20 protein-coding genes, 1 tRNA gene, 1 pseudogene and 1 CRISPR repeat array are annotated in these 26,766 nt (G+C 73.0%); of the genes and pseudogenes, 17 read left to right on the top strand and 5 right to left on the bottom strand.

Annotation, left to right across the window (positions count from 1 at the left end):
* Window positions 1-1,383, top strand: a 1,383-nt coding sequence (locus ABZ945_RS25620; RefSeq protein WP_361273824.1) for a PP2C family protein-serine/threonine phosphatase, incomplete at its 5' end; no start/stop codon positions are given.
* Between the two features lie 123 nt (window positions 1,384-1,506).
* On the opposite strand, the gene ABZ945_RS25615 is transcribed toward ABZ945_RS25620, so the two are convergent.
* Window positions 1,507-2,697 carry a winged helix DNA-binding domain-containing protein gene (locus tag ABZ945_RS25615; protein WP_361273821.1) on the bottom strand — a complete coding sequence of 397 codons (1,191 nt, stop codon included), beginning with the start codon at window positions 2,695-2,697 and terminating at the stop codon, window positions 1,507-1,509.
* 410 nt (window positions 2,698-3,107) lie between these two features.
* On the opposite strand from ABZ945_RS25615, the pseudogene ABZ945_RS25610 reads away from it, so the two are divergent.
* Window positions 3,108-4,758, top strand: a pseudogene (locus ABZ945_RS25610) (MFS transporter).
* Between the two features lie 18 nt (window positions 4,759-4,776).
* Window positions 4,777-5,310 carry a hypothetical protein gene (locus ABZ945_RS25605; RefSeq protein WP_361273818.1) on the top strand — a complete coding sequence of 178 codons (534 nt, stop codon included), beginning with the start codon at window positions 4,777-4,779 and terminating at the stop codon, window positions 5,308-5,310.
* Window positions 5,311-5,735: 425 nt separating this feature from the next.
* A CRISPR array of direct repeats spans window positions 5,736-6,068; the repeat unit is 28 nt; unit sequence GGAACACCCCCGCATGTGCGGGGCCGAC.
* A gap of 224 nt (window positions 6,069-6,292) precedes the next feature.
* On the opposite strand, the gene ABZ945_RS25600 is transcribed toward ABZ945_RS25605, so the two are convergent.
* Window positions 6,293-6,964: a hypothetical protein gene (locus tag ABZ945_RS25600; RefSeq protein WP_361273815.1), complete on the bottom strand. Its 672-nt coding sequence runs from the start codon at window positions 6,962-6,964 to the stop codon at window positions 6,293-6,295.
* Between the two features lie 232 nt (window positions 6,965-7,196).
* Between ABZ945_RS25600 and ABZ945_RS25595 the strand changes: the two genes are divergently transcribed.
* Window positions 7,197-7,553, top strand: a complete 357-nt coding sequence (locus tag ABZ945_RS25595; protein ID WP_361273812.1) for a CU044_2847 family protein — start codon at window positions 7,197-7,199, stop codon at window positions 7,551-7,553.
* Entirely contained in the window at window positions 7,507-11,250 is a 3,744-nt protein-coding gene (locus tag ABZ945_RS25590) for a trypsin-like peptidase domain-containing protein (RefSeq protein WP_361273809.1), read from the top strand. Before ABZ945_RS25595 ends, ABZ945_RS25590 begins: the two co-directional genes overlap by 47 nt.
* Before the next feature lie 80 nt (window positions 11,251-11,330).
* Here the strand turns inward: ABZ945_RS25590 and katG are convergent, their stop codons facing one another.
* On the bottom strand, window positions 11,331-13,586 hold the full coding sequence (gene katG, locus ABZ945_RS25585) for a catalase/peroxidase HPI (protein ID WP_361273806.1): 2,256 nt from the start codon (window positions 13,584-13,586) through the stop codon (window positions 11,331-11,333).
* Between the two features lie 377 nt (window positions 13,587-13,963).
* On the opposite strand from katG, the gene ABZ945_RS25580 reads away from it, so the two are divergent.
* The 4 genes from ABZ945_RS25580 to efeU all read left to right on the top strand — a co-directional run bounded on the left by ABZ945_RS25580 (window position 13,964) and on the right by efeU (window position 17,830).
* On the top strand, window positions 13,964-14,374 hold the full coding sequence (locus ABZ945_RS25580; RefSeq protein WP_361273803.1) for a transcriptional repressor: 411 nt from the start codon (window positions 13,964-13,966) through the stop codon (window positions 14,372-14,374).
* Window positions 14,375-14,580: 206 nt separating this feature from the next.
* Window positions 14,581-15,726 (top strand): iron uptake system protein EfeO, encoded by a 1,146-nt coding sequence (efeO, locus tag ABZ945_RS25575; protein ID WP_361273800.1) that lies wholly within the window; start codon window positions 14,581-14,583, stop codon window positions 15,724-15,726.
* A gap of 9 nt (window positions 15,727-15,735) precedes the next feature.
* On the top strand, window positions 15,736-16,986 hold the full coding sequence (gene efeB, locus ABZ945_RS25570; RefSeq protein WP_361273797.1) for an iron uptake transporter deferrochelatase/peroxidase subunit: 1,251 nt from the start codon (window positions 15,736-15,738) through the stop codon (window positions 16,984-16,986).
* A 28-nt stretch (window positions 16,987-17,014) separates the two neighbouring features.
* Window positions 17,015-17,830 carry an iron uptake transporter permease EfeU gene (efeU, locus tag ABZ945_RS25565; protein WP_361273795.1) on the top strand — a complete coding sequence of 272 codons (816 nt, stop codon included), beginning with the start codon at window positions 17,015-17,017 and terminating at the stop codon, window positions 17,828-17,830.
* Here the strand turns inward: efeU and ABZ945_RS25560 are convergent.
* Together ABZ945_RS25560 and ABZ945_RS25555 are read right to left on the bottom strand one after the other, a co-directional pair.
* Complete coding sequence (locus tag ABZ945_RS25560) at window positions 17,827-18,150, bottom strand: LysR family transcriptional regulator (RefSeq protein ID WP_361273792.1); 324 nt, start codon at window positions 18,148-18,150, stop codon at window positions 17,827-17,829. The genes efeU and ABZ945_RS25560 overlap by 4 nt on opposite strands.
* Before the next feature lie 72 nt (window positions 18,151-18,222).
* Window positions 18,223-19,179: a LysR family transcriptional regulator gene (locus ABZ945_RS25555; protein WP_361273789.1), complete on the bottom strand. Its 957-nt coding sequence runs from the start codon at window positions 19,177-19,179 to the stop codon at window positions 18,223-18,225.
* A gap of 272 nt (window positions 19,180-19,451) precedes the next feature.
* Here ABZ945_RS25555 and ABZ945_RS25550 point away from each other — a divergent pair, with 272 nt between their 5' ends.
* The 8 genes from ABZ945_RS25550 to ABZ945_RS25515 all read left to right on the top strand — a co-directional run bounded on the left by ABZ945_RS25550 (window position 19,452) and on the right by ABZ945_RS25515 (window position 26,712).
* Window positions 19,452-20,150 (top strand): tRNA-dependent cyclodipeptide synthase, encoded by a 699-nt coding sequence (locus tag ABZ945_RS25550; RefSeq protein ID WP_361273786.1) that lies wholly within the window; start codon window positions 19,452-19,454, stop codon window positions 20,148-20,150.
* Window positions 20,147-21,529 (top strand): cytosine permease, encoded by a 1,383-nt coding sequence (locus tag ABZ945_RS25545; RefSeq protein WP_361273783.1) that lies wholly within the window; start codon window positions 20,147-20,149, stop codon window positions 21,527-21,529. The genes ABZ945_RS25550 and ABZ945_RS25545 overlap by 4 nt, the downstream gene beginning before the upstream one ends.
* Before the next feature lie 88 nt (window positions 21,530-21,617).
* Window positions 21,618-22,007: a rhodanese-like domain-containing protein gene (locus tag ABZ945_RS25540; RefSeq protein ID WP_361273780.1), complete on the top strand. Its 390-nt coding sequence runs from the start codon at window positions 21,618-21,620 to the stop codon at window positions 22,005-22,007.
* A 75-nt stretch (window positions 22,008-22,082) separates the two neighbouring features.
* On the top strand, window positions 22,083-22,523 hold the full coding sequence (locus ABZ945_RS25535; protein WP_361273777.1) for a thioredoxin family protein: 441 nt from the start codon (window positions 22,083-22,085) through the stop codon (window positions 22,521-22,523).
* 232 nt (window positions 22,524-22,755) lie between these two features.
* Window positions 22,756-24,129: a S8 family serine peptidase gene (locus ABZ945_RS25530; RefSeq protein ID WP_361273773.1), complete on the top strand. Its 1,374-nt coding sequence runs from the start codon at window positions 22,756-22,758 to the stop codon at window positions 24,127-24,129.
* 101 nt (window positions 24,130-24,230) lie between these two features.
* Complete coding sequence (gene trxB, locus ABZ945_RS25525) at window positions 24,231-25,199, top strand: thioredoxin-disulfide reductase (RefSeq protein ID WP_361273922.1); 969 nt, start codon at window positions 24,231-24,233, stop codon at window positions 25,197-25,199.
* 7 nt (window positions 25,200-25,206) lie between these two features.
* Window positions 25,207-25,277 (top strand) — tRNA-Cys (locus tag ABZ945_RS25520).
* A 142-nt stretch (window positions 25,278-25,419) separates the two neighbouring features.
* Window positions 25,420-26,712: an MFS transporter gene (locus ABZ945_RS25515; RefSeq protein ID WP_361273770.1), complete on the top strand. Its 1,293-nt coding sequence runs from the start codon at window positions 25,420-25,422 to the stop codon at window positions 26,710-26,712.
* Window positions 26,713-26,766 lie beyond the last annotated feature (54 nt).

Raw genomic sequence — 26,766 nt, 5'->3', positions numbered from 1 at the left:
GTGGACCGGACGGCGGGAGGAACGGTGCCCGACCGCGATCCACCGGGATGGCGCGAGCCGCCATGCCCCGCGGACCACCGGGACGACGGCGCGGGGGGCGACCGGCCGGACACGGCGGCGTACGAGCGGCTGATGGCCATCGCGGACGCCGTGGACCGCGTCGGCGCCGGCCGGGACGAGGCGGTGGTCGGCCGGGAGCTCGGCGCCTACCTCCACCCTGATCTGTGCGACGCCGTCCTGGTGGAGCTGGCTCCTCCGCAGGAGGGAAGCGCCTCCCCGGACCCGTCCGGTCTCTGGCGACGTGTCGCCACGTACGGGCACCCGAGCGTGACCGCGGTGGTGGTGGCGGCATGGAGCCGTGCCGGGCGCTCCGGAGGCGGGTCCCTGGGCGGTGAGGTGAGATGGGATGGAGGCGGGGGCGCCTTGGTGAGCGCCGGGCCGCCGTCGTACGGCTCCGGTTCCGTCCTCCTTCCCGATGGTGGTCGGGCCGAGGTGCTGCTGGTGCCGCTCCAGGACCGCGGCACGAGGTTGGGCACGGTGGTCGCCGTACGCACCCGAGCGGGTGGCTTCGACCCGGTCGGTGCCGCCGCCGTGCGCTTCGCGGTACGGCAGACGTCCCTGCATGTGCGGCACGCCCGCGAACTGGCCGCGGCCGAGAGCAGCCTGCTGCATCTGCAGAGCGCCCTGCTCGCCGACCCCGGCCGCCCGCATCCCAATCTGGAATTCGCCGCCGACTACCTTCCGGCGGGGGCCGGGCGCTCGACCATGGTGGGCGGTGACTGGTGCCAGACGGTGCGGCTGCACTTCGGCCGCACCCTGCTGGCGGTGGGCGACGTCATGGGCCATGGCATCGAGGCCGCCGTGGACATGAACGCGTATCGCGGAGCGCTGCGCGACATCGCCTCCACCGATCTGGCACCGCACCGGGTGCTGCGCCGGCTGGACGCCCTGGTCGACGCGGAGGCCCGCCGTCCGGCCACCTGCGTGCTGGTCCGGATGGACCCCTCCCGGGACACCGCCTCCTTCTCGGCCGCCGGGCATCTGCCGCCGATCGTCTTCCACGCGGACGGCACGGCGACGGTGGTGGAGCTGCCGGTGGGGCCGCCGCTGGGCACCGGGTTCGGGGGCTACGAGCTCGTCACCTACCGGATGACCCCCGACGACACCCTGCTGCTGTACACCGACGGCCTGGTGGAACGGCGAGGTGAGGACATCGACGTCTCCCTGAGCCGGCTCACGGCCTTGCGCCCCGCGCACGGGCTGAGCGTGTCCGGACTGGTCGACGCGGTCGTCGACGGGCTGGGCGCACGGGACGCGGAGGACGACGTGGCCGTGCTGGCCGCTCGGTTCACGGCACGGTCCTCGGCGGCCGGCCCGGTGTGAGGACCTGGCCCCGCGCCGGCAGGACGCGGACCGGCTCCGAGCCGTTCGCGGAGCCGGTCTCCGCCCCTCGCCCGGAGGCGGCCCGGCCGGAGGGGAAGGAGTCGGGCGGGGCGGGTGCCGTGGTCAGCGGCCTTGGGCGAGCCGGCGTTCCAAGGGGGTGCGGTAGTGCGGGGTGATGCGCAGGTCCCCGAGCCACGCGGCCAGCGCGAGGGCCTGGGTGTCCACGGCCCGGCGGGCGTCAGGTCCCGGGTCGGTGAGCAGATGGGTGTTGACGTGGCCGGTGGGGTGCTGGGCCCAGGCGCCGACGATCCGGCCGTCGGCCCAGATGGTGGGGCCGATGTTGCCGTTGCGGTCGTAGAGGTCGCCGACGTGGGCCGGGTCGAGGTGGAAGCCCCGGTGGCGCCAGCCCATGGCGGTGGGGTCCAGCCCGGGCAGGAGCGCGACCCACGGTTCGGGGGCGGGAACGGGTTCGAGGTCGTCGGGAAGGAGGTGGCCGGTGGCGCTCCCGTCGTCGAGGTCGACGGCTTCGGCGCCGGTGTCGGTGAGGGCCTTGCGGGTGTCGGTGAGGGTCCAGCCGGTCCACCACTTCAGGTCTTCGACGGTGGCCGGGCCGAAAGCGGCCAGGTAGTGGCGGGCCAGCTCCGCCCTCGCCTCACCGCTGTCCCAGGCGCCGGCGGCCTCGGCGAGCGGGGAGAGCGTCCAGCGGAACTGGTTGGAGTTGAACCGGCCGTGGGGGCGGCCGCGGCGGATGCGGCCTTCCGCGGCCAGGACCCGCAGGATCCGTGAGGAGACCGCCTGGCGTGCCTCGTACGGTTTGCCGGGTGCGACGGTGACCTGCTCGCGCAACGCCGGTACGTCGGCGGCGAGCTGCGCCGCGCTCGCCTCACCGCGGGCGGCGAGTGCGGCCAGCAGGTCGTCCTCCACGGCCGCGTACCGCTCCCGGGTCCAGCCGAGGCCGTCGCGGAGGTGGACGGCGCAGGCCGCGCGTTCCTTCGCGGCGATGGCCCGGCCGGTGGACGCCTCGATGACCGGGGCCAGGCCGGTGGGGACGACGAACAGGGTGCGCCGCATGCACAGCATCCGCTCCAGGCTCCGCTCCTCGTACAGCGCGTGCTCCATCGTCGGGATGTCCGGGGCCCTGGTGCGGGCCGCCGTGGCCAGGAACACGGTGGACGGATCAGTGGCGTGCAGGCCGATCAGCGCCTGGGCGACGTCCGGCATCCGCTCGGCGTGATGGGCGGGCGCGAGGAGGTGCCGGGTACCTAGGCGGGCCCGGCGCTCGGCCGCGGTGACGCGGCGGCGGGTGCCGCTCACGAGTCCTTACCCCTTCCCGCCGAGACCGCCCGGAGGGTGCTGAGAACGGGCCCGGACGTCAGTACGCGGCGCGGGATCACTCGGGCATCATCGCGTATGGACAGGCGGTCGGCTCGCCTGATGACCGACGAGGGGATCGCCGCCGATCCGTACGTGCCGGTCGACATGGTCGAGATGCGTCTCCGGAGCGCGTGCCGGAAGCTGGCGGTGAACCGGCGCGCCGACGCGGTGCACCGCGCGCGAGCTCGGCCGACTGTGCGGGCGCGGCGACGCGTACTGCGCGTGAGCTCGGCCGGCTGTGCGGGCGCGCCACGACGGCGGGGCTCCGCACTCGGCACTGACGGAGGGAACACACGAGGAGCGCGGGTGGGGAGCGGTGCGGCGCCGGGCGAAGGGGCGAGGTGGACGACGTGAAGCACTGGCGGGCCCTGGCGGTCCTCGGTACGGCCCAGTTCCTGATGGTCCTGGACACCTCCGTGATGAACGTGTCCATCAGCAGACTGGTCGAGGACTTCGACACGGAGGTCACCGCCATCCAGACCGTGATCACCCTGTACGCGCTGGTCATGGCCGCCTTCATGCTCATCGGCGGCAGGTTCGGTGACATCCTGAGACGGCGCCGGATGTTCCTCACGGGACTGGCCGTCTACGGGGTCGGGTCGGCCGTGACCGCCCTGTCGCCCACCCTGTGGGTCCTCACGCTGGGCTGGTCGGTCATCGAGGGGCTGGGCGCGGCGATGGTGCTGCCGGCCATGGCCGCCCTGGTCGCGGAGTCGTACCGGGGGCGGGACCGTGCCGTCGCCTACGCGGTCGTCGGCGGCCTCGCCGGAGCCGGGATCGCGGTCGGCCCGCTGCTCGGCGGCTGGATGACCACGTACCTCACCTGGCGTCTGGTCTTCGCGGGCGAGGTCGTGGTGGTCGTGGCGGTGCTGCTGTGCCGGCGGGTGATCGCGACGCCCGCCCCGGGCCGGGCCCCGGCCCAGGCTGGACGCGGTGGGCGCGGTGCTCTCCGCCGCGGGGCTGGGTCTGGGCGTGCTGGGAGTGCTGCAGAGCAGCACCTGGGGCTGGGTGGCGCCCCGCAATCCGCCCTTCACTGTCCTCGGCTTCTCCCCCGCCCTGTTCGTGGTGGGCGCCGGGCTGGCGGTGCTGGCCGCCTTCCGCCTCTGGGAGCGGAGGCGTGAGCGCCGGGGCGCCGACCCCCTGGTGCATTTGTCCCTGCTGGGCCGGCCGGTGCTCCGGGCCGGCCTGACGACGCTGCTGGGCCAGAACCTGATCCTCCTCGGCCTGTTCTTCGCCATCCCGCTGTATCTGCAGGTGGTGCAGGGTTTCGACGCCTTCGAGACGGGACTGCGGCTGCTGCCGGTGTCGGCCACCATGCTGGCGACCTCCCTCTGCGGATCCTTGCTGGGGCGGTGGATGGGACCTCGCAGGGTGGTGCGGCTCGCCCTGGCGATCCTGGCGGCGGCCGTCGTGTGGCTGCTGGCCACCATCGACCCGGTCATCGACGACGCGCAGTTCGCCGGGGCGATGGCCGTGCTGGGCGTCGGCGTCGGCCTGCTGGCCTCGCAACTCGGCAACATCGTGCAGTCCGGCGTCGGGGAGGACGAGCGCAGCGAGGCCGGAGGGCTGCAGTTCACGGCCCAGAACCTCGGCTCGGCGCTGGGCACCGCCCTCATCGGCTCGATCCTGGTCGGCGCGCTGGCAGGCGCCTTCACGTCCCAGGTCGCGGACGACCCGCGGCTGTCCCCGGCCGCCCGTGAACAGGTCGGGGTCCGGCTGGAAGCCGGGATCACCTTCGTCTCCACCGAGCAGGTGCGTTCCGCGGCCGTACGGGCCGGACTGCCGCCGGCCGAGGTCGACGCCGTCACCGGCTCCTACGCCTCCGCCCAGCTCGACGGGCTGAAGGCGGCGATCCTCGCCACGGGAGGCGTCGCGCTCGCCAGTTTCCTGGTCACCACGCACCTGCCGAGCGCCCGTGCGGGCCGCCGGTCCGAACCCGCCCACGGCACCGCCCCCGCCGGACCGACCGGACCGACCGGGCCCACCGGACCGACCGACTGAGCGCGGAAGGAGAAGCCGGTGTCCAGAGGTGCGAGCAGGGTCGGCCAGCTCCTGGACCGACGGGAGCGGCGCGCCGAACACCGGGCCCGCACGGACTACACCGGCGGCGTCTACGGCTCCATGCTCGCGGCCTCCGTCGTCATCGGCGCCGGCTCCCTGGGCTCCTTCCCCCGGGCCGAGCTGATCCTGTTGCTGCTGCTCACCAGCCTGGTGTTCTGGGTCGCCCACGTGCACGCCGAGCTGTTCGGGGCGCGCCTCGCCCGGCAACCCCTGGACCGCCGGGTGGTCCTTCGCGTGTGCCGAGGCGAGTGGCCGATCGTCAAGGCGGCCGTACCGCCGGCTGCGGGCATCGCCTTCAGCCCCCTGCTGGGGCTGGACGTGCAGGGCGCGCTGTGGCTGGCGCTGTCCGTCGCCGTCGCCGGACAGGTGGGCTGGTCCGTCGCCGCGGCACACCGGGCGGGCGCCGGGCGGCGGATGGTGGTGACCAGCGCGGCGGTCAACGTCCTGCTCGGCCTGGTGATCATCTTCGTCAAGATCGCGTTGACGCACTAGCCGCCGCGGCCGGAGTCACCTGTACCGGGTGAGGTGGCGGCGGGGGGACGGGGCGCAGGGACGTCATCGAGAGCACCGTCCGCGTCCGAGCCCTGGGGCGTCCCGGGCGCCCGTCCGGTGGGAGGACCGCTCGTGCGTTACGAGATACGAGTTGAGGGACACCTGTCGGAGTCGCTGGCCAACGCGTTCCCGGAACTGGAGCACGTGGTGAAGCCCGGCCAGACCGTCCTGTTCGGCAAGGTGATCGACGAGGCCCACATGTACGGGCTGCGCACCCGCTGCCAGTGCGGCGAGGCAGCCTGGGCGGGCGGTAGGGGTCCTCCTCGACCCGCAGTCCAGGTCGGCCGGCCTCGTTGGTCAGGGGGTGGCGCGGCCGGGGGGTCGGGGCCGAGCTGGACGACGTCGGAGCGGTACCGTTGATCTACGGAAACACCCCGCGGGTGCGGGGCCGACCACCTCCTGGTGGAGGCCGAGCAGCACCTGTGCGGAACACCCCCGCGTGTGCGGGGCCGACGCGTGCCCGGCGATCAGCTGGCGCTCGCGGGTCGGAACACCTCCGCATGTGCGGGGCCGACTTGCCGACGGCCTGGCGGCTGATGTGGGCCAGCGGAACACCCCCGCATGTGCGGGGCCGACCGCAGCACTTGGTAGACGGTCCGGCCATCGGGAGGAACACCCCCGCATGTGCGGGGCCGACTTCACGAAGTGGACCCGGTCCAACGTACGCGCGGGAACACCCCCGCATGTGCGGGGCGGACGCTTGTTGAGCTGCGGCTCTACTTGAGGGTGGGCTCGAATTTTTTCACTGGCGTCGTGTCCTTCGGGTGCATCCGGTGGGTGGCAGGCTGCACGGTGGCCAGTATCGCAGTCTGGGGCTCGGTCGTTGTGGGGCGGCTGTGCTCGGGACGACTCGGAGCGTCAGGTCCGGCTGAGGGTCCGGCTGATGGGGCGGCCGGGCGGGGTGGTGGGGGCCTTCCGGGGGTCAGGTCGCGGTGGGGATGTGGCGTCCTGCTGCGAGGGCGGCGAGCGTGCGGAGTCGTGCGAAGTAGGTGGCGCAGTACTCCTCGTTGATCAGGGGCCTGACTCTGTCGAGGTCGCTGACACAGGCCCAGAGGACGGCGATGCCGGTGCCGTCGAGTCCGGTGCTCAGCTCTTGCTGGACGAGGGCGGCCACGTCGGCGTCGAGCAGGACCAGCTCCACGCCTTCGAGGTCCACACCGCGGAAGCCGGCGGGGAAGGGGGCGTGGCGGTGGGTTTGCCACAGGTCGGCGAGGCTGGCTTCGGATGGTGATGTGGTGTCGGCGGCCGTCTTTGGGGGCGGGGGAGGTGGGGGGAGGAGGAGGGAGACGGCGTCGAAGACGGCACCGACCAGGTCGACGGCCCTGGCCGGGGTGAGGGCGGCACTGGTCGCAGCGCCTTGCGTGAGCTTGTCGCGGAGGAGTCGGCCGCGGTCGAGTCGCGCGGCGAGTTCAGCCTCGATGAGTCCTGCGCCGGTGGCCTGCTCGATCAGGTCCCGGAGCGGGGCGCCGGCGCCGAGGCGCTCGGTGAGGACCTGTTCCAGGGCGAACAGGGAGTGTGGGACGGCGGCCGTCGCGAACTCGTAGCGGTAGTAGGAGTGGCGGATGAGCTCGCGAGAGGTCTCCAGCGTGCTCATGACGTACATCGACGCGCCGTCAGGCAGCACCAGGTCGGCGACCAGGGCGTGCGTGCCCGCGTGGTCGGGGGCGAGGTCACGGGCGCGGGGGTCCCGGTGCCGGTGGCAGCGGCGGGACGGTCATGTGCGGAGTCTTTCGTGTGGTGGGCGTCCGTGTCCTGGGGATTTCCTTCCGCTCTCGCCGTCTGGGGATTCGGCTTCGTGAGGGAGATTTGTGTGGCACATTGCCTTCATGGCACGCCGCATACTTCCGGTGCGCGTCGGTGACGTCGAACTCCTCGTGGAAACCGTCCCGGTGGCCGGGTCGGAGTCCACGTCCCGGCTGACCGACGCGGGAGACCGTGTGGTCGACGCGTTCGACCACGCCCGCGACGCACTCGTCGAGATCGCCTCGTCCGCCGCCGAAGCCGTCCACCGCCTGGGGCAGCGCGCGGCGCGGCCGCAGACGCTGGAGGTCGAGTTCGGCCTGAAGTTCTCGTTGCAGGGGAACGTCGTGGTGGCGGGGGCGTCGAGCGAGGCGACCCTGCTGGTCCGGGTGGTGTATGACGCCGCGGGGATCACGGATGAGGCTTCGGGAGGGGCCGGTTAGCGGGGGAGTGATGGGGGACGCGCGTATCGCGCCGTATCTGGGGAGGGTGCTGAGCGCGGGGGGTGAGGCCGCCGGTACGTGCTTCCAGGTCGCGTCGGGTCACCTGGTCACGGCCTGCCACATCCTGGAGAGGCTGGGGTGTGACCGGCCGGGGGATCGGGTGGGGACCGATGCGCTGGACGGTTCCGCGGTGGGGTGCGGGGCGGAAGTGGTGGTGGTCGACCACGCCCGTGACCTGGCTGTGCTGCGGCGGGAGGAGCCGCTGCCTGGGTCGGTGCCGCGGTTGGTGGACACGGACAGCTGTGATCTGCTGACCGATGTGGTGGTCACCGGGGTGTCGGAGGTGGAGGACGAGGAGGGTCACGAGTACCGGCACCTGGATGCCACCGGCGTCTGGCAGGGGGGAACGGTCCGGGGCAACGGGGTCGCGCTGGGCCGGCTGATCTCGACGTCGCTGATGCCCGGGATGAGCGGCGCGCCGGTGCGGCGGCTGTCGGACGGCGCCGTCGTCGGAGTGGTCTCGGGCCGTTACAACAGTACGGACGGCTGGCTGCGTGACTCGGTGTGGGTGGCCCGCGTCGAGGATCTGACGGAGCTGTTCGGGACCGTCGGGGGGCTCGCCGTCGTACGCCGGATCGTACTGGCGGGGGGAGAGCCGGAGACGGCTCTGTGGGCCGCCGCTGTCTCCGGTGCGGGCACTGTGCGGGGTCTTTCGGCCGGTTCGGCGGGCGGCCCGGGTCCGCGTGAGGCGGCTCTGGAGGCTGCCCGGGTCATGAGCGCGCTCGATGACAGCTGCCGGGGGGCTGGGCGGCTCGGGGCTCTGGTGGACGATCTGGTGGGGAGGGCCGCCGAGGGCGGCGAGGACGGGGCGCGGGTGCGCGACTTCCGTGCTCGGCTGCTGGCTCGTGGGCTTGACCCCCGGGTGCTGCTGCGTTCGACGGCGCAGCACCAAGAGGCTCTCGGGCGCTGGGCCGCGCCGCTCGGTGGAGCGGTGGACGAGGCGGAGGTCTCCGCGTCCGGGCGGCTTCTGGTGTCCTTCCGGCGGGTGCTGGCGGAGGAGGTGCGCGGACCGCTGTTCGCGGAGCTGGCCGAAGCGGGCCGCCGCAGTCTCGCGGCTGCCCTTGCCGACGAGCCTGCCGGTCCTCCTTCGGCGTTTCTCCGTGCTCTTGAGGCACAGCTGCTGCCGCTGCGATCGACCTCCACGGAGGCGGTGCTGGTCCGCGCCGATGCGGAGGAGGGCGCTGCGGAGGAGGGTGCCGGGGCGTCGGGCTCGTCCATTCCCCGGCGGACTGGGACGGCGTCGTACTACCACCGTGCCGAACTGTCGGCGCTGGCCGCGCAGATGACGCGGCTGCCCGACCCCGACCCGGATGTGGTGGGCCGTGAGGGACTGATCGCCGAGGTCGTCCGCAAGGTCGAACGGGGCATGGGCCGCCGGGGGAAGGCGACGGCCTTCCTGTCCGGGCAGCCCGGCGTCGGGACGTCCACGGTCGCGATCGAGGCGGCGCGTGGGCTGACTTCCGCCTTTCCCGGCGGGGTCTGCTACGTGGACCTGGCGGGGCTGGTCCCGCAGGCGCGCAAGCACCCTCGGGACGTGGTCAGGAGGGTGGGCGAGGCGCTCGGGCTGGACCTCGGCGGGGGTACCCGGAGCGATGCCCAGCTGTTCGAGGCGTTCACCGCCGGACTGCGGGACCGAGGCGTCCTGCTCGTACTCGACAACGCCCTGGACGCCGAACATGTCGCCCCGCTGGTGAACGTGCCCGCCACCTGCGGCGCCATCGTCACCTCACGCGACAGTGTGCAGGGGTACGCCGATCCCGGGCTGGCGTTCCGGGCCGGTCCGCTGGAGCGCGCCGCGTCCGTCCACGTGCTGGCGGGGTGGGACGAGGACGGCCCGCCGGAGCCGGCGGGCGCCGCGTACGCCATCCTGGACCGGATCGCCGACCTGTGCGCGGACGTGCCGATGGCGTTGCGCATGGTGGCCGCGCGCATGGCCGGCCGGCCCGACCTGTCCGCCGAGCACCTGCTGCAACTGCTGGAAACGGAGACCACCCGCCTCGACTACCTCGATGTCGGGGACCGCGCGGTCCGTGTCGCGATCGGCCTCAGCTACGACATCCTGGGCCCCGGCACCGCCCGCACCTTCCGGCTCATCGCGGCCGCCCCGGGGTTCGCGCTGACCGGGCCCGAGGCGGGGCACTGCCTGGACGCCCCGGCCTACGACCAGGAGAAGCTGCTGAACCGGCTGGTCGACCGCAGCCTCGCCGGACAGCGGGCCGTCCGCTCCTTCAGCGGCCGGCTCCTCGCCACCTTCACCCTGTTCGACCTGGTGCTGCTCTTCGCGAAGGAACGGCTGGCCCAGGAAGAACCGGTGGAGGACGTCAGGGACTTCCAGCACCGCTCGGTCGCCTATCTCGGCGACCGCCTGAAGGAGATCAACGAACAGCGCGGAGACGCCGACCTCTCGGGGGAGCTCGACCCCACCCGCTTCCACGCGGCGGTGCATCTCGCCGAGCTCAACGGCTGGCTGGACCTGGCGACCCGGCTGGCCGTCGAACTCCATGTGCTGCACTCCGCCCGGGGCGAACTCGACGCCGTCCTCGACATCAACGACACCCGGGTCGACCTCCATCTGCGCCACGGCCAGCCCGAGGAAGCCGTCAAGGCCTGCCTGCTCAATGCCGACACCCTCGCCGAGACCGCCTCCGCGGCGGCTCTCACCTCCGCCCGGCGCGCCGGGGAGATCGCCCGCGAGCACGCCCTGACCGCCCAGGCCGCCGAAGCCGACTTCACGGTGAGTCTGCTGCTGTGGAAGGAGGAGAACCTGTCCGCCGCGCTGGTGGCCGCGGAACGCGCCGCGGATGTGCTGATCGTCCTGGGACACGGGGCACGGGCCGTCCCCATCGCCATCAACACCTCCATCCTGGCGCGGGAGACGGGTGACACCGCGCGTGCCCTGCGATGGGGCCGCACCGCGTGCGATCTCGCCGAGCGCTGGGCCGACACCGCCACCCGCGCGTCCGCCTTCTTCGAACGCGCCCGTGCGGAGAGCGCCGACTCCAGGGCCTTCGACGCCATCGCCTCCAACCGCCGGGCCGAAGCCCTGTACAGGGCCGTCGAGAACTGGGGCGACGCGGCGGTCGCCTGCGGGAACGCGGCCCTGGCGGCCTCGTCCGCCAACGATCCGGCCACCGCGGTGGAGATGATGGGACGTGCCGCGGATCTCTGGGAACGCTGCGACAGCGTCCCCCATCTCCTCGTGGCGCTGGTCGACGGTGCGGCCCTCCACATGAGGGAAGGCGCGCATGTACAGGCCGGGCACGTGCTCGCCCGGGCACGGCGGACGGCCGAGGCCCGCGCGACCCCGGCCGAGGCGGTACCGCTGCACACCGAGGTCCTGTTGCGTGAGGCCGCGGTACGCCTCTTCCTGGCCGGTGCCGAGCACCCTGCCTCCTGGCTGCCCGACCTGCCCTCGCCGGGCGGCTCCGGCGCGCCGGCCGACGACGGGGAACTGCGGCGGGTACGCGAGGTACTGCGGCGCCACCGCGACGGCGCGCTCTCCCTCACCGAAGCGCGTGCGCAGACGCGGGGGTTCCTCTCGCGCCGTACCCGCAACGGCCCCGCGCCCTTTCCCCTGTGGCTGCACAAGCGGGTCGGCACGGAGCGCGCCGCCCGCACCGCCCTGGGCTCCGGCTGACAGCCGTACAACGGGCCTTGGCGTACGAGTGGGGCCGGTGCCCCGGGCACCGGCCCCACTCGCTGCCGCGGAGGTGAGGGCTAGACCAGGTCGAAGCGGTCGAGGTCCATGACCTTCGCCCATGCGGCGACGAAGTCCGTCACGAACTTCTCCCGCGCGTCGTCGGAGGCGTAGACCTCGGCGAGGGCGCGGAGTTCGGAGTTCGAGCCGAAGACCAGGTCGGCGCGGGTGCCGGTCCACCTGACGCGGCCGGTCTCGTCACGGGCCTCGAACTCGTCCTGGGCCGAGGACGTGGACTTCCAGGTGATGCCCAGGTCGAGCAGGTTCACGAAGAAGTCGTTGGTCAGCGTGCCCGGGCGGTCGGTGAGGACGCCGTGCCGGGAGCCGCCGGTGTTGGCGCCCAGCACGCGCAGGCCGCCGACCAGCACGGTGGTCTCCGGGGCGCTCAGCGTCAGCAGGTTGGCCCGGTCGAGGAGCAGGTACTCGGCGGGCAGGCGGGTGCCCTTGCCGACGTAGTTGCGGAAGCCGTCGTACGAGGGCTCCAGGGCGGCGAAGGACTCGATGTCCGTCTGCTCCTGGGTGGCGTCGACCCGGCCCGTGGTGAGGGGCACCTCCACCGCCACGCCGGCGTCCTTGGCCGCCTGCTCGACGGCCGCGCTGCCGGCGATGACGATCAGGTCGGAAAGGGAGACCTGGGTGCCGCCGTGGGCGTTGAAGGACTGTTGGATTCCGTCCAGGGCGCGCAGGACCTGGGCCAGCTCGTCCGGGTCGTTGGCCTCCCAGCCGCGCTGCGGCTCCAGGCGGATCCGGGCGCCGTTGGCGCCGCCGCGCTTGTCGCTGCCGCGGAAGGACGCGGCCGACGCCCAGGCGGCCGAGACCAGCTGGGCCACCGTCAGGTCGGTGGCGAGCACCTGCTCCTTGAGGGCGGCGATGTCCGCGGCGGTCAGCGGCTCACCGGTGCGCGCGGGCAGCGGGTCCTGCCAGAGCAGCACCTCGGAGGGCACCTCCGGACCCAGGTAGCGCTGGATGGGGCCCATGTCGCGGTGCGTCAGCTTGTACCAGGCACGGGCGAAGGCGTCCGCGAACTGGTCCGGGTTCTCGTGGAAGCGGCGCGAGATCTGCTCGTAGGCGGGGTCGAAGCGCAGTGAGAGGTCGGTGGTGAGCATCTGCGGCTTGTGCTTCTTCGACGCGTCGTGCGCGTACGGGATGGTCTCCTCGGCGTCCTTGGCGACCCACTGCTTGGCACCGGCGGGGGAGGTGGTCAGCTCGTACTCGTAGGCGAAGAGGTTGTGGAAGAACTCATGGCCCCACGCGGTCGGGGTGCTGGTCCAGGTCACCTCCAGGCCGCTGGTGATGGCGTCGCCGCCCTTGCCCGTGCGGTAGGTGCTGCGCCAGCCCAGGCCCTGCTCCTCCAGCGGGGCGCCCTCGGGGTCCGCGCCGACGTTCTCGGCCGGGCCCGCGCCGTGCGTCTTGCCGAAGGTGTGGCCGCCGGCGATGAGGGCGACGGTCTCCTCGTCGTTCATCGCCATCCGGCGGAAGGTCTCGCGGATGTCCCGGGCGGCCGCGATCGGGTCCGGGTTGCCGTTGGGGCCCTCGGGGTTGACGTAGATCAGGCCCATCTGGACCGCGCCGAGCGGGCTCTCCAGCTCACGGTCGCCGGTGTAGCGCTCGTCGTCGAGCCAGGTGGTCTCCGGGCCCCAGTAGACGTCCTCCTCCGACTCCCAGACGTCCTCACGGCCACCGGCGAAGCCGAAGGTCGTGAAGCCCATGGTCTCCAGGGCGACGTTGCCGGTGAGGATCAGCAGGTCGGCCCAGGACAGCGCCTGGCCGTACTTCTTCTTGACCGGCCAGAGCAGCCGGCGGGCCTTGTCCAGGTTGCCGTTGTCCGGCCAGCTGTTCAGCGGGGCGAAGCGCTGCTGACCGGCGCCCGCGCCACCGCGGCCGTCGCTGACGCGGTACGTGCCGGCGCTGTGCCAGGCCATCCGGATCATCAGCGGCCCGTAGTGGCCGAAGTCGGCCGGCCACCAGTCCTGCGAGGTGGTGAGCACCTCGGCGATGTCCCGCTTCACCGCCGGCAGGTCGAGCCCCTGGAACGCGGCCGCGTAGTCGAAGTCCGCGCCCAGCGGGTTCGCCACGGCGGGGTTCTTGGCGAGGATCTTCAGATTGAGGCGGTCCGGCCACCACTGGCGGTTGCCCCCGCCCTGGGTGGGGTGCGGCGCGCGGCCGTGGGCCACCGGGCACCCGCTCGCCTGCGCCTCGGGCACCTCCGGAATGGCCGTCTCCGGCGAATCCGGGACGGTGGGGTCGAAGACGTGCGACTCGTGGTTCTCGCTCATGGGTAATCCTTCCGGACCCGGCGGGTCGTGAGGGCGCTGAACGGGGGGATTTCGGGTCGTACAGAAGGGGCACGCCGGGTGCCGGGGCCTCGTCGCAGGCCGTTCGAACGCCGCACGGAGACCGCGCTCCCGGGCGGGGCGACGAGGACGGTGCCCGGTCGGCGGGCGGTGCCGCGCCGTCGGCCGGCGGGGTTCCGTCGGGTGTCTCTGCTGCCGAACCGGAATCTTCCTGTCTCTAGGCTGTCGCTGGGATCGATCCTACGATGGACTTCGTCCAAGTCAAGAAGTGCACTAAGGGCGGCATGGCGACCGGAGCGCGGCGCTCACGGATCTTCCGGGGATCGTGTGCTCCCCAAGAAGCGGGCAGGTGAAACGGGATGAGCGACCTCCTTCGACGGCTGCGGGGGCGTGGCTGGCGGCTGACCTCGCAGCGGCGCGTCGTCGCGGAGGTCCTCGACGGCGACCATGTGCATCTGACGGCGGACGAGGTGCATCTGCGGGCCGCCGCGCGACTGCCCGAGATCTCCCGCGCCACCGTCTACAACACGCTGGGCGAGCTCGTCGCCCTCGGTGAGGTGCTGGAGGTCTCCACCGTGGGCCGGGCCAAGCGCTACGACCCGAACGCGCGCCGCCCCCACCAGCACCTGGTCTGCTCCGGTTGCGGCACGGTCCGCGACGTCCATCCGGTCGGCGACGCCCTCGGCGACCTGCCCGAGGGCGAGCGGTTCGGGTTCGCCGTCGGCGCGGTGGAGATCACCTACCGGGGGCTGTGCCCGGGGTGCGCCTGACGGCGGCAGGGCCGCCATGGGTCGTACCTGGTCGATTTCTCGGCCGGAGGCGCCCGGGCGGCCGGCGTCACGGGGGCGTGTCGAATCCCTTGTGTCCGTGTCCGGAATCGTTCAAGGGACGGCAAAGCGGAAAATGGCGCGGCTAGGTTAGGTAAGCCTCAGTCGTCCTCTCGGCCGAAGGCGCACCCTCACCTGCCGGAGTACCCATGCGTCCCATCACGCGCCCCGTCGCCACGCTGTCCGCCGTCGCCGCTCTGCTCGCCCTCGCCGGCTGCGCCGAGAAGGCCGACGCCGGCGACGACGCGATCCGGGTGACCGCCACCGACACCACCTGCGAGACCTCCCGCAAGGAGGTCGCGGCGGGCCACCTGGAGCTGGCCGTGGAGAACAAGGGCTCCAAGGTGACCGAGGTCTACGTCCTCTACCCGGACGACCGGATCGTCACCGAGCGCGAGAACATAGGCGCCGGTACGAAGGCGAGCATCACGGCCGAGATCCAGCCCGGCGCGTACGAGATCGCCTGCAAGCCGGGGATGAAGGGCGACGGCATCCGGCAGAAGCTCACCGTCACAGGCGGCAAGGCCGCCCAGCGCGATCCCCGACTGGACGAGGCCGTCGCCGCGTACCGCACCTATGTCCGCGAGCAGGCCGAGCAGACCCTGCCCCGGGCCAAGGCGTTCACCGACGCGGTCAAGGCCGGCGACCTGGCGGCCGCGAAGAAGGCCTACGCGCCTTCGCGGATCGGCTGGGAGCGCACCGAGCCGGTGGCCGAGTCCTTCGGCGACATCGACCCCAAGGTGGACGTCCGCGAGGACGGCCTGGAAGAGGGCCAGAGCCTGGAGAAGGACTGGACCGGCTGGCACCGGCTGGAGCGCTCGCTCTGGAAGGACGGCAAGATCACCGACCGGGACAAGCAGCTCGCCGACCGGCTGCTGGCCGACCTGACCGACTGGCAGCGCCGGGTGGGCACCGCGCAGATCACCCCCACCTCGATGGCCAACGGCGCCAAGGAGCTCCTGGACGAGGTCGCCACCGGCAAGGTGACCGGCGAGGAGGAGCGCTACAGCCACACCGACCTGGTCGACTTCAAGGCCAATGTGGAGGGCGCGGAGAAGGCGTACACCCTGCTGCGTGCCACGGCCCAGAAGAACGACGCGGCGCTGGTGAAGCGGCTGGACGCGGCCTTCGCCGACCTGGACAAGAAGGTGGACGCCTACCGCAACGGGCCGGGCAGCCATGACTTCCGGGCCTACGACACCGTCCGCGAGGCCGACCGCAAGAAGCTCTCCGACGCCGTCAACGCCCTGGCCGAGCCGCTGTCGAAGCTCGCGGCGGCCGTGGTCGGGAAGTAGCCGGACACCATGGCGGACGCCACGAACGAGGAAGCCGCGCCGGCGCCCTCCCGGCGCTCCCTGCTGGGCTGGGGCGGTGCCGGGCTGGCGCTGGGCGCGGCGGCCGTCGGCGGCACGATGGCCGTACGCGAAGCCGTCGGCAGCGATGAGTCGTCGGCGGACCAGGCCGTGCCTTTCCACGGTCGGCGGCAGGCCGGTATCGCCACCGCCGTCCCCGACCGCCTGCACTTCGCCGCCTTCGACGTCACCACCACCGACCGCGCCGAACTCGCCGCGCTGCTGCGGGAGTGGTCGGCCGCGGCCGCCGCCCTGACCCAGGGGCGCCCGGTGGGCGGGGGCGCCACCGGCGGGCTGCCCGAGGCGCCGCCCGACGACACCGGCGAGGCGCTCGGGCTGAAGCCCGCCCGGCTCACCCTCACCCTGGGGCTCGGCCCGTCGCTGTTCGCCAAGGACCGCTTCGGCCTGCACACCCGGCGCCCCGCCGCCCTGACCGAGCTGCCGAAGTTCCCCGGCGACAACCTCGACCCGGCGCGCGGCGGGGGCGACCTGTGCGTCCAGGCCTGCTCCGACGACCCCCAGGTCGCCGTGCACGCCGTCCGCAACCTGGCCCGTATCGGCTTCGGCCGGGTCGCGGTGCGCTGGTCCCAACTCGGCTTCGGCAAGACGTCGTCCACCACCCCGGACAGCCAGACGCCGCGCAACCTGTTCGGCTTCAAGGACGGTACCGCCAACATCGCCGGCACGGACGACAAGGCACTGGACCGCCATGTCTGGGTCTCCGCGGCCGACGGGCCGGACTGGATGGTGGGCGGCTCCTATCTGGTCGCCCGGCGGATCCGGATGCACATCGAGACCTGGGACCGCACCTCGCTGCGGGAGCAGGAGGACGTCATCGGCCGCACCAAGGGCGAGGGGGCCCCGGCGGCCAAGGCCGGCGAGCACGACGCCCCGCTGCTCACGGCGATGCTGCCGACCGCGCATGTCCGCCTCGCCCACCCCGACAGCAACGGCGGGGCCCGGATGCTGCGCCGCGGCTACTCCTTCACGGACGGCACCGACGGCCTGGGCCGCCTGGACGCCGGACTGTTCTTCCTCGCCTACCAGCGCGATGTGCGCGACGCCTTCATCCCGGTGCAGCGCGCGCTCTCCCGGAACGACGCGCTCAACGAGTACATCCAGCACACCGGTTCGGCGGTGTTCGCCATCCCGCCGGGCGTCCGCGACCAGCACGACTGGTGGGCCCGGGGGCTCTTCACATGACCAACTCCTCCGAGCGAAGGGGGCCGGGATGCTCGGCAACTACCTGATCGGCCTGCGCGAGGGACTGGAGGCCGCCCTGGTGGTCTGCATCCTGATCGCCTACCTCGTCAAGACCGGGCGCCGCGACGCGCTGCGGCCGGTGTGGCTCGGGGTCGCCGCGGCCTGCGCGCTCTCCCTCGCTTTCGGCGCCGCCCTGGAGTTCGGCTCCCGGGAGCTCACCTTCGAGGCGCAGGAGGCGCTCGGCGGGACGCTGTCGCTGGTCTCGGTGGGCCTGGTCACCTGGATGGTGTTCTGGATGCGCCGTACCGCCCGCCATCTCAAGTCCGAGCTGCACGACCGGCTGGACCAGGCCCTCACCATGGGCACCACCGCCCTGGTGGCCACCGCCTTCCTCGCGGTCGGCCGCGAGGGGCTGGAGACGGCCCTGTTCGTCTGGGCCTCGGTACGGGCGAGCGGCGAGGGCACCCAGGCGCCGCTGGTCGGCGTACTGCTCGGGCTGGCCACCGCCGTGCTGCTGGGCTGGCTGTTCTATCGGGGCGCCCTGCGGATCGACCTGGCCCGCTTCTTCACGGTCACCGGCGCCCTGCTGGTGGTGGTCGCCGCCGGGGTCCTCGCCTACGGCCTGCACGACCTCCAGGAGGCCCGCTTCCTGCCCGGTCTCGCCGACAAGGCCTTCGACGTCTCGGCCGCGGTCCCGCCGGACAGCTGGTACGGCACCCTGCTGAAGGGCGTCCTCAACTTCCAGCCCGACCCGACCGTCCTCCAGGCCGTCGTCTGGTGCCTCTACGTGGTGCCGGTTCTCGTCCTCTTCCTCCGTCCTCGCCGTCGATCGGTGACCGGCTAGTCGGCGGGCGGGGGGTCCTTGGACTCGGGCATCTCGTGGTGCGCGGCCGGTTCCCGGTCGCTGCGGGCGGCGGTGGCGCACAGGTCGTCCACCAGCGGGAGCACGCGCTGGGCGTAGCAGAGCAGCAGCCGTCCGGCCGTGGTGGGGACGACTCCGCCGGGACATCGGAGATAGAGCGAGAAGCCGCAGATCCGTTCCAGTCGGTGCAGTCGGCGGGTGACGGTCGTCCGGTTGACGCCGAGCAGCCGGGCGGCGCCGTGCAGGGTGCGGGCCTGGTCGATCGCCCGGAGTAACTGGAGGTCCTGGAGTTCGATGTCCATGGGGGGATCCAATGCGTGGGGGGAGGGGGAGACGCGGACTGCCGCCGGTGGGGCGCCGGGGCAGGGGCCTGGTTACGCCGGTCGGACCGCTCGGAGCCCGGAGGTGTCCACCGCCGTGGCCCGCTGGCGGGCGAGGGCCCGCAGGGCGCTGGAGAGGCATCGGGCGAACGCGGGCATGAGCGCCGCGCCCGGGCCGTCGGCGCGGGACAGCAGGGAGTGCCGGATGCCGAGGGTCAGGTCGGCGATCGGGCGCAGCACCACCCCGGGCGGGACCGGGCGCAGGACCTGGTGGAGCGTCACACACCGCCGGCTGCGGAGGATGGCGCCCCGGCAGTCGCTCACCGGCGGCAGGTAGTGGGTGAGCCGGGGGTCGAAACCGGAGTCCGCGCAGAGCGCGCGCAGCTTGTCGGTGCAGCCGTCCGGGCCCGAGCAGGTGATCCAGTCCTCGTCCGCCAGATCGGCCATGGCGATGCGCGGGGCATGGGCCAGCGGGTGGTCCGCGCCCATCGCCAGTGCCACCTGCGACCATCCGACGACCACCTCCGCCAGCCCGGTCCGGGACAGCGGCGGGGTGTCGCTGTAGGTGTCGACCAGCGCGATGTCGACCTCGCCGGCCCGCACCAGCTCCGCCAGCTCCCATGAGGAGGTGGCGGTCCGGACCCGGGGGCGCCGGACGCCGACGTCGACGCAGTCGAGGCAGCGCAGCAGGAGTTCATGCAGCGGAGTGGTGGCCCATCCCACGCGCAGCAGACGGTCCCGCTGGGCGTGCAGGGCCGCCAACCGCTGCTCCAGTTCGTGCAGCAGGTGCACGATCGGCTCGGCGCGGTCCAGGACGGCGATGCCGAGCGCGGTGGGCCGGGTGCCCTGGATATCCCGCTCGAAGAGCGTTCCGCCCAGGGTCTCCTCCAGCCGGCGCACCTGCCGGCTGAGGTTCGGCTGCGACAGGCCGAGGGCGGTGGCCGCCTGGTTGACACTGCCGAGTTCGGCCACGGCGCGCAGGATGCGGAGATGGCGTAGCTCAAGATTCATGGCGCGCAGTAAACCGCCATCGGGTGCCCGTCACCACACCTGTGAGTAAATTTGTCCGCCGTCGCAATGTTACGCGAGTAGACGTATCCGATCGCCCGGATTTCTTTGACGGTTATGCCGAGTATGTCCCCCGGGTGGTGTCCGGGGATATGCGGCGAAGGCATAGCGCTCCGGCATTACCCAGGAGCGTTCCCACCAGGTGAGAATCAGCCCAGCCGAATCGCGAGCCTTGCCGCGCGAGCTGCATCCCCCCACCACCGCAAGGGTTGATAATGTTCGACCTTGAACCACTGACCGAAAAGTGTAAGTACGTGCTGTCCGAGGCTGACCATGTGTGCATAGGTATCAGCCCCTTCAATAGCTACTTCAGCACGCAGCGCATCGCCGCGCTCGCCGGCTGGGCCATGGCCCGCTTCGGGTCCTGCCACTTCTTCGTCCCGGACGCCGCGGCCGTGTACACCCTCGAAGCGCTGGGCTACCCGGCGGAGCGCGCCCGGCACAAGGCCGCCCGCCAGGGCGCCTATGTGCACAACAAGCTGGCCACCGCGCTCACTTCACTCGGGGTCGCCCGGCCCGAGGACCTGGTGTGGGGGGCCAGGCGCCTGGCGGCGTGCCCCCGCTACCAGGAGCTGCACGACCACGCGCGGTGGCTGTTCGACACCCACGACGACTTCCGCGACGCCTGCCTGGACGCCTCCCGCTGGGTGCTCGACCGCAAGCTCCCGGACGGCCGGGAACCCACCGGGGAACAGCTGCTCCTCGCGGTGCGCTATTTCCTGGCGGAGCTGCCGATGTTCACCGACGCGGCCACCATCTGCCTGGGCAGTCCCGGACATTCCTCGCTCTTCGTCTACCACCAGCGCGTCCGTTTCCTGGAACGCTTCTACCGGAGGGAATTGGCGTGGCACCCCGTCGAGCAGCAGGGATTTCTCGTGGTGACCGAGAATCCTCTGGTGGAGCAGCCGGTATGAGGGCCGACCGGCCGGCGGAGGCCGCCGACGACTACGCGCTGACCCCCGTGCCCCGGGAGGCCCGGCACTCCTGGGTTTCCGTGGCGGTGCAGCGGTTCGGCCAGGTCTCCTCGTTCCAGCAATTCATGGTCGGTGCCGTTCTCGGCTACTCCATGACCTTCTGGGACGCCTTCCTCGCCATCACCTTCGGCTCCGTGCTGCTGGAGTGCATCACCATCGCCCTGGGCATCGCCGGTGTCCGGGAAGGGCTCTCCACCTCCGTGCTGGCCCGCTGGGCGGGCTTCGGTCACAAGGGCTCGGCGGCGGTGGGCCTGCTGATCTCGCTGAGCCTGGCCGGCTGGTTCGGGGTCCAGAACGGCGTCTTCGCCGAGGGCATGCACGATCTGGCCGGCTGGGCGCCCGCCTGGGTGTGGGCGATCGCCGGCGGCACCGCGGTCACCGTGATCGCGCTGTACGGCTTCCAGGCGATGGCCCGGACCGCGTGGCTCACCGTGCCCGCCTTCCTGGCCCTGGCCGGTTACGCGATCGTGGACACCCTGCGCGAGCACTCCCTGAGCCAGCTGGTCACCGCCCCGCCACCGGGTCCGGTGATGTCGCTGGCGGAGGGGACCACACTGGTGGCGGGCGCCTTCGTGCTCGGCGCGATCATGACCCCGGACATGACCCGCTTCAACCGGAGTTCCGCCGACGTCGTCAAGCAGACCGTCATCAGTGTGACGCTCGGCGAGTACGTCATCGGCCTCACCGCGGTCCTCCTCGGCCACGCCGCCCGCAGCGCCGACGTGGTCGGCATCATCACCTCCTCGTCCGGACTGCTCGGCACCCTGGTCCTGGCCACCGCGATCGTCAAGATCAACGACTGGAACCTCTACTCGTCCTCGCTGGGCCTGGTGAACTCCGCCGAGGTGCTGCTCGGCCGACGGCTGGGCCGGCGCGGGGTCACGGTCGTCCTCGGCGCGGTGGGCACCCTGCTCTCCGCCCTGGGCATCGTCGGCCACTTCACCGGCTTCCTGACCACCCTGGGGGTGCTGGCCCCGCCGGTGGCCGGCGTCATCATCGCCGAGTACTTCGTGGTGCGGACGTGCCGCCCGGTGTTCGACCGGGCCCGGGCCGACGGCGTACTGCCGGAGACGGGCGCCCAATGGCTGCCGCTCTCCCTGGTGTGCTGGGCGGCCGGCTGGGCCGCGGGCACCTGGGTCGAGCCCGGCATCCCCGCCGTCAACGCGCTGCTGGTGGCGTTCCTGCTGTACGCCGCGGTGGGTCCCGTCCTGGCCCGCCGCGCCCGGGCCCGGCGGACCGCTCCCGCGCCGCACGACTTCGGCGACCGGCTCGCCCCGTCCGGCGAACGCCCGCCGGAAACCGTCCCGTACGACGCCTGACCCGCCGTCCGGATCCCCGTACCGCCGCCGTCCCTCGCCCAAGGGGGGCGCGTTCCGACCGCCGTCCAGAACACCCAAGGAGGCCGCCGTGCTGCCGCTGATCACCCGGGAAGAGCTCCGCCAGGCGATACGGGAGCGGTCCGTCATCGTCGTCGACACCATGCCCGCCGACTACTACGCGCGAGAGCACCTGCCGGGTGCCCGCAACATCCCCGGCTTCCCCTACGAGGAGGCCGCCGCGTTCACGGACGCGCACGCACCCGCGGTGGTGCCGGACCCGTCCGTCCCGATCGTCGTCTACTGCGCCAACGTGCCCTGCCGCAACAGCGAGCTGGTCGGCGCCCGGCTGGCCGAGCTGGGCTACGCCGATGTGCGCAAGTACCGCGAGGGGATCGAGGACTGGGTGGCCGCCGGGCTGCCCACCGAAGGTTCCCTCGCCGAGGCCCGGCCCGTCCCCGGCACCGGATCGGCCGCCTGAACCCCGGCCCGGCGGGACACCACCGGGCCGGCCGCCCCGTCCGTCCGCACCACCGAATCCCCAGGAGGAAATGTCATGTACAAGACAGCCACGACGGTGACCGCCGCCCTGCTGATGCTGGGCGGAGCCGCCCTGCCCGCGGCCGCGGCCGCCCCCACCGCCCCGGCGCCGCACCGCGCCGAGGCCGCCGCCCCCAGCGAGATCGACGTCACCTCGGCCAACTTCGGCCAGGTGGTGGAGTACTCGAAGACCACACCGGTGGTGCTCGACTTCACCGCCACCTGGTGCAGCTGGTGCCAGAAGCAGAAGCCCTACCTCGCCCAGTACAACAAGGACGACAAGGGCGCCTGGATCTGGGCCCGCGTCGACGCCGACACCAACCGCGACCTGATCAAGAAGTTCAAGGTCAAGGGTCTGCCGACGCTGGTGAACATGCAGAACGGCGCGGACGCCGGCAGCCGGCTGGTGGGCTTCGACGGGGCCCAGTCGCTCCGTACCTGGCTGAACAACCTGTGAGGCACTGAGAGACCGGTCCGGCGCCGGACCGGTCGGCTCCGGAGAACGGCCCGGCGCCGGGGCCGGTCGGCTCCACCGGTCAGCCCGGCGCCGGACCGGTCGGTGAACCCCGGTCGGCCCGGCGCCGGGCACCGGCCCGCGGCAACGCGCCCGTCGGCGTGCCGCGGGCCGTACCCCGCCGGTTCCGCGCACTCCCCGTCAGACCCACACCCCCCCACGAAAGGCACAGCCCATGCGTCATTACGCCAGCACCACCGGCCGGCCAGGGACGCCGGAGACGCCGCCCGGCCGGCTCCGCGCCGCCCGGCGGCGTACCTCCGGTCGCCGGCGCCTCGACCGGGCGCGCCTCGCCGCGGCCCTGGCCGCCACCCTCTGCCTGCCCCTGGTGGCCGCCGCGACCGTGCCGGCGCAGGCCGCGGGGCGCACCGGCACGGGCTCGCCCGCCGCCGTCGACCGGGCCGCCCCCGAGGCCGCCGTCCATATCGTCCAGCTGAACGACGTCGAGGCGACCAGGGAGGCGGTCACCAAGGTGGCCACCGAGATGACCGCCACCCATGGCGGCAGTGTGCGGCGGGTGTACGCCGATCCGATGCAGGGCTTCTCCACCGTGCTCACCCCCGAGCAGCTGAAGATGTACCTCAAGGACACCCGGGTCGGCTCCGTCACCGAGAACCGGACCTACACCGCGGCCGGGCGCCTCGGCGGGACGTCCCCGGCGGCGGCCGCGCCCTGGGGGCTCGACCGGATCGACCAGCGGGAACTGCCCCTGGACGGGAAGTACTCCGTCGGGCGGACCGGAGCCGGGGTGCGGGTCTATGTGGTGGACACCGGGGTCCGGGCCGGCCACGGCGACTTCGCCGGGCGGGCCCGCGGCGCCTATGACGCGATCAGCCAGCGCGAGGGCGGCGGCGGCCAGGACTGCCACGGCCACGGCACCGCCACCGCGGCGATCGCGGCGGGCCGGGCGACCGGAGTGGCCCGGCAGGCCCGCGTGGAGTCGGTGCGGGCGCTGGGCTGCGACGGCACCGGCACGCTGGAGCATCTGCTCACCGCGGTGGACTGGATCACCACCCATGCCCGCAAGCCCGCCGTGGTCGCCCTCGGCTTCTCCGGCCCCGCCGGCTCCGTACTGGACCTCCAGCTCTACCAGATGACCGAACAGGGCATCGCGTACACGGCTCCGGCGGGGAGCGGTTCCGGCGGTTCGGACACCGACTCCTGCGATCTGACGCCGGGCCGCCAGACCACCGCGCTCACCGCCGGTGCCACCGGGCGGGACGACAGCAGGGTGGCGGGGACGGGGCGCGGCTCCTGTGTGCACCTGTTCGCGCCCGGCGCCGGCATTCCGGCGGCGTCCGCCGCGTCCGACCGCTGCTGGACCACCCTGACCGGCACCTCGGCCGCCGCCGCCGCGGTCGCCGGGGCCGCCGCCCTGCAGCTCGCGGCCCGGCCCACCGCCGGCCCCGCCGAGCTGGACAAGGCGCTGATCGACGGCTCGACCAAGGACCGGGTACGGAACGCGGGCGAGGACTCGCCCAACCGCCTGCTGTACGTGGCGGAGCAGGCCCCGGGCCGCGCGGCCGCGCCGGGGGAGCCGGGCCGGTGAGCGCCGAGTCGTCCCTGGGTATCCGGCCGGACGGGGACGGGGACGGGGGCGGGGGCGGTACGGGGGAGGGGGGCGCCGCCGGCGTCCATGAGGTCGTCGTCATCGGCTCGGGCCCGGCCGGGTTCACCGCGGCGCTGTACGCGGCGCGCGCCGAACTCCGCCCGCTCGTCCTGTGCGGGGAGGCCTTCCTGGGCGGCGCGCTGGCCACCACCACCGAGGTGGAGAACTACCCCGGCTTCCCCGAGGGCGTCCAGGGGCCCGAACTGATGGACCGGATGCGCGCCCAGGCGGAACGGTTCGGCGCGCGGACCCTGGAGCGCGAGGTGGTGGCCGTCGAACTGGGCGGCCCCGTCAAGCGGTTGACCGACTCGCGGGGCGCGGTCCACCGGGCCCGCGCGGTGATCGTGGCCACCGGGGCGGGCCACCGCCGCCTCGGCCTGCCCCGCGAGGACGAACTCGCCGGCCATGGCGTCTCCTGGTGCGCCACCTGCGACGGCTTCTTCTTCCGGGGCCACGATCTGGCGGTGGTCGGCGGTGGTGACACGGCCCTGGAGGAGGCGGCCTTCCTCAGCCGGTACGCGCGCTCGGTGACGGTCGTCCACCGCCGCTCGATCCTGCGCGCCTCCCGGGTGATGCGGCGGCGGGCCCTGGCCAACCCCAAGATCACCTTCCTGCTCGACCACGAGCTGGCGGAGCTGCGCGGGGATTCCTCGCTCACCGGGGTCGTCGCCCGTTCCGTCCGTACCGGCGAGCGGGCGCTCCTGCCGGTGACCGGCCTCTTCGAGGCGATCGGGCACCTCCCGCGCAGCGAACTCTTCGCGGGAGTCCTCGACATCGACGAGAACGGCTATCTGCGGGTGGAGCCGGGGTCCACCCGGACCGGTGTGCCCGGTGTCTTCGCCGCCGGGGACGTGGTCGACCATGTCTACCGCCAGGCGGTGACGGCGGCGGGTACCGGTTGCGCCGCCGCGCTGGACGCGGAGCGCTACCTCGCCGCCCTCGACGGTGGAGACAGGCGCGACGCCTGGTCGTCGATCCCCCTTGCCGTCACGCCGTCTCGAACGGTGTGACAGGGGTGGCCGTGTGCCCGAGTGGTCAGGGAACCGCCTGCAAAGCGGTCTACATCGGTTCGAATCCGGTCGCGGCCTCTGTCGACGTCAGCCACGCAGTACATCCGGCGAACATGCCGGCGAACATCCCGGCGAACGGAAATCCGCTGCCATGTCCCACCACCCTCCGGGTCCCTCCGCCACCGAGCCGCCCCTCCCTCCGCCGCGCGGAGGGCTCGCGGTGGCCGCCGTGGCCCTTGCCGTCTTCTCCCTGGTCACCACCGAGATGCTGCCGGTCGGCCTGCTGACCCCGATGAGCACGACGCTCGACGTCTCCCATGGCACGGCCGGGCTGGCGATGACCCTTCCGGGGATCGTGGCCGCGCTGTCCGCGCCCCCGCTGGCCCTCGCCGCCGGACGGCGGGACCGCAGACCGGTGCTGTGTTGGCTGATGGCCCTGCTGGCGGCGGCCAACCTGGCCACCGCGTTCGCCCCCCACTTCGCCGTGCTGCTGGGGGCCCGGGTGCTCATCGGGCTGGCCATCGGCGGGATCTGGCCGATCGCGGTGGGTATCGCCGTACACCTGGTACCGGAGAGAAGCGCCCCCGCCGCCACCTCGGTGATCTTCGGTGGTATCGCTGTCGGGTTCGTCGTCGGGGTGCCTCTCGGTACCTTCGTCGGGGGCCTGGGCGACTGGCGGCTTCCCTTCACGCTGGTGGGGCTGCTCTGCCTGCTGCTGCTCGTCGCCCTGGCGGTGCTGCTCCCCCCGCTGCCGTCGCACCGGCCGGTGCGGGCGGCGGACCTGCCGGGCCTGCTCCGCGACGCGCGGCTGCGCGCCGGACTGCTCGTCACCGCGCTGCTGGTCACCGGCCACTTCAGCGTCTACACCTATCTGCGGCCCCTGCTGGAGTCGGTCACCGCGACACCTCCGGGACTGATCAGCAGTCTGCTCCTGGTCTACGGGGCCGCCGGGGTGGCCGGGAACTTCCTGGCCGGAGCACGCGCCCACCGCGCCCCCGGCGGCACACTGGTCGGGGTGTCGGTCCTGCTCGCCGGGTCGATGGCACTGATCCCGGCGTTCGGCGCGGCGCCGGTCGCGCCCTGGATCCTGCTCGCCGCCTGGGGGACGGCCTACGGCGGTGTCTCGCTCAGCGCCCAGGGCTATGTGGCGCGGGCCGCCCCGGAGGCCGGCGACATGGGTTCGGCCCTGTTCATCTCCGTCTTCAACGCGTCCATCTCGCTGGGGGCGCTGAGCGGGGGGCGGATCGCCGACGGCGGCGGCCTCTCCTGGCTGCCCTGGTTCGGCGGCGCCCTGGTGGCGCTGGCGCCGGCGGTGCTGTGGTGGACGAGCAGCGGACGCGGGGCGCCCGATCCGGATCCGCCGCCGGGCGCCCACCGGGAAAGCGGCTTCCGGTCATTCCGAGCGAGACGGATTTCCCCTCGTTTACCGGCGGCGAAATCGCTCAGCACGGGATGCCTGGGACGGATGCGCCCCGCGACACCCATGGGGCGTGCGGGAGAGGAAGAAGCATGAGAAGCCGCCGCCGGCCGGGGTGACCGGATAGCGGCACTGCCACTCGGCAGATGC

It is taken from the genome of Streptomyces sp. NPDC046887 (assembly GCF_040644755.1).
Lineage (GTDB): Bacteria > Actinomycetota > Actinomycetes > Streptomycetales > Streptomycetaceae > Streptomyces > Streptomyces lichenis.
Note: the sequence above shows the minus strand (reverse complement) of the source record. Positions and strands in the feature narration are given on the sequence as shown.

Bases quoted from the DNA above. Each gene is read 5' to 3' on its own strand.
- efeO (WP_361273800.1), top strand. From the start codon at position 14,581: ATGCGTCCCATCACGCGCCCCGTCGCCACGCTGTCCGCCGTCGCCGCT.
- ABZ945_RS25560 (WP_361273792.1), bottom strand. From the start codon at position 18,150: ATGGACATCGAACTCCAGGACCTCCAGTTACTCCGGGCGATCGACCAG.
- ABZ945_RS25545 (WP_361273783.1), top strand. From the start codon at position 20,147: ATGAGGGCCGACCGGCCGGCGGAGGCCGCCGACGACTACGCGCTGACC.
- ABZ945_RS25555 (WP_361273789.1), bottom strand. From the start codon at position 19,179: ATGAATCTTGAGCTACGCCATCTCCGCATCCTGCGCGCCGTGGCCGAA.
- ABZ945_RS25595 (WP_361273812.1), top strand. From the start codon at position 7,197: ATGGCACGCCGCATACTTCCGGTGCGCGTCGGTGACGTCGAACTCCTC.
- ABZ945_RS25530 (WP_361273773.1), top strand. From the start codon at position 22,756: ATGCGTCATTACGCCAGCACCACCGGCCGGCCAGGGACGCCGGAGACG.
- efeU (WP_361273795.1), top strand. From the start codon at position 17,015: ATGCTCGGCAACTACCTGATCGGCCTGCGCGAGGGACTGGAGGCCGCC.
- katG (WP_361273806.1), bottom strand. From the start codon at position 13,586: ATGAGCGAGAACCACGAGTCGCACGTCTTCGACCCCACCGTCCCGGAT.
- ABZ945_RS25550 (WP_361273786.1), top strand. From the start codon at position 19,452: ATGTTCGACCTTGAACCACTGACCGAAAAGTGTAAGTACGTGCTGTCC.
- efeB (WP_361273797.1), top strand. From the start codon at position 15,736: ATGGCGGACGCCACGAACGAGGAAGCCGCGCCGGCGCCCTCCCGGCGC.
- ABZ945_RS25600 (WP_361273815.1), bottom strand. From the start codon at position 6,964: ATGAGCACGCTGGAGACCTCTCGCGAGCTCATCCGCCACTCCTACTAC.
- ABZ945_RS25590 (WP_361273809.1), top strand. From the start codon at position 7,507: ATGACGCCGCGGGGATCACGGATGAGGCTTCGGGAGGGGCCGGTTAGC.
- ABZ945_RS25535 (WP_361273777.1), top strand. From the start codon at position 22,083: ATGTACAAGACAGCCACGACGGTGACCGCCGCCCTGCTGATGCTGGGC.
- ABZ945_RS25580 (WP_361273803.1), top strand. From the start codon at position 13,964: ATGAGCGACCTCCTTCGACGGCTGCGGGGGCGTGGCTGGCGGCTGACC.